2 protein-coding genes are annotated in these 1,920 nt (G+C 68.8%); one reads left to right on the top strand and one right to left on the bottom strand.

The features are described 5' to 3' along the window. Positions 1–1,433, top strand: a 1,433-nt coding sequence (locus tag BN4346_RS46675; protein ID WP_407695172.1) for an ATP-binding protein, incomplete at its 5' end; no start/stop codon positions are given. A 14-nt stretch (positions 1,434–1,447) separates the two neighbouring features. Here BN4346_RS46675 and BN4346_RS46670 read toward each other — a convergent pair. Beyond that, a complete protein-coding gene (locus BN4346_RS46670; protein WP_067977064.1) occupies positions 1,448–1,870 on the bottom strand; it encodes a type II toxin-antitoxin system VapC family toxin in 423 nt (140 codons plus the stop codon). Positions 1,871–1,920 lie beyond the last annotated feature (50 nt).

Here is a 1,920-nt window from a genome sequence, read left to right as displayed (position 1 = left end):
CTGTCAGGGCATCGGAAAATTCCGCTTGCGCCGCAGCATGTTGGACGCTGGCCGCACGCGCACTAGCCCCTGGCCTGACCCGGACGCTGAGCAGCCCAGGAACCTCGACCTCAAGACCGTCGGTGACGGTAGCCGACCAGCTCTGGCCGGCTACCGTCACCGACGGTCTTGAGGTCGAGGTTCCTGGGCTGCTCAGCGTCCGGGTCAGGCCAGGGGATAGTGCGCGTGCGGCCAGCGTCAAACATGCTGCGGCGCAAGCGGAATTTTCCGATGCCCTGACAGCAGCGGGCGTGACTGATCTGGAACAGGCACGCCAGGCGGACCAGCGGCGCCGCGAACTACAAAGCAGCCGCGACCAATTGACTGCCGCCCTGGCCGCGCTGCGCGGTGACGACCAGATCGAGGCGTTACGTGCTCGGCTGACGCGGCTGCGCGACGAGCACGGTGAGATCCCCGCGGCGACCACACCTGAGCAGGCCCGCGCCGATCGTGACGAGGCCGAGGCGCTGCGGGCGCAGGCCGCCACCGACTGTGAAGCCCGGCGCCGAGCCGCCCAGGAGGCCACGGCCCGTCACGCGGAGGCTGCCACCCGGTTGACGCTGCTACGCGAGAAGGTGGCGGCGCAGCGCGGTGAGCTGGAAGCGGTCAACCAGCGTCTGGCCGCACAGCGGACGACGGTCAGCGATGACGAGCTGGCGGCTACCGCCGAGTCCAACACGCAGGCCTTGCGCACCGCCGAGCAGCGGGTGACCGAGCTGTCCGAACAGCTGGGCGCCGCCGCCCCCGAAGCGATCGACGCCGAACTCGCAGCAGCGCAGACCACGGCGCAAGACCTCCGAGCCCGGCACGCCGAGACCGCCCGCGCGCTGCACGAGGTGGAGGTCGAACTCGCCGTGTTCGGCACCCAGGGCCGGCGGGGCCAGCTCGACGCCGCGCAGACCGCGCGGGAACACGCTGCGGCCGAACATGATCGGATCGGGCGTCGGGCACGCGCGGCGGCGCTGCTGCGGTCCACGATGATCCGCCACCGTGACGACACCCGGCGGCGTTACGTCGAGCCGTTCCGCGCCGAGATCCAGCGGCTTGGCGCGCACGTGTTCGGCGCCGATTTCGAAGTCGACGTCGACACCGACCTGAAGATCTGCGCCCGCACCCTCGACGGTCGCACGGTGCCTTATGAGTCGCTGTCCGGCGGCGCGAAGGAACAGCTGGGCATTCTGACTCGGTTGGCCGGGGCCGCGCTGGTGGCCAAAGAGGACAGTGTCCCGGTGGTGATCGACGACGCGCTCGGCTTCACCGACCCCGGCCGGCTGGAGAAGATGGGCGCGGTGTTCGACGCGGTCGGCTCACACGGCCAGGTGATCGTGTTGACCTGCAGCCCGGATCGCTACCGCAGCGTCACCGATGCGCACCGCATCGATTTGACCGCATAGCCACTTCGAACGGGTTACCCGCCTGACCAAGGGTTGATCAGCCCGGCTCCGAGGTCTTGGAAGTGCCGGACATTACGGGTGGCAAGCGCCGCCTTCCTGGCGACAGCGATTCCCGCGATCTGGACGTCGCGCACCTCGACGGGGTACCCCTTACGACGTCCACGTGCGGCAAGACCAGCCGCCGCCAGCGCGGCCGGCTGATCGAAAGTCTGCACTCGGCCATCAAGATCGTCGGCGAGCAGCTGGGTGAATGCCAGCTCAAGGTGTCGTCGACGGCGTCCTGGTTCGAGCAATTCGAGTCCGGTCCACACTTCGAAGACGGTGATGGATGTCGTCCAGATCGACTCGGCGGGCAGGCCGTCGAGCCACCGCACCACTGCGTCATCCGGCCGCTGCTGCATCAGCGCGGAGATTACGTTGGTGTCGAGCAGGATCACAGGTCGCCGAACTCCGCCGGGCGCACGGGATTTCCGCGCAGTTCACCGAT

It is taken from the genome of Mycolicibacter icosiumassiliensis (genome assembly GCF_900078685.2).
Taxonomy (GTDB): domain Bacteria; phylum Actinomycetota; class Actinomycetes; order Mycobacteriales; family Mycobacteriaceae; genus Mycobacterium; species Mycobacterium icosiumassiliensis.
The sequence above is the reverse complement of the archived record's forward strand: the minus strand, read 5'-3'. Positions and strand labels throughout refer to the sequence as shown.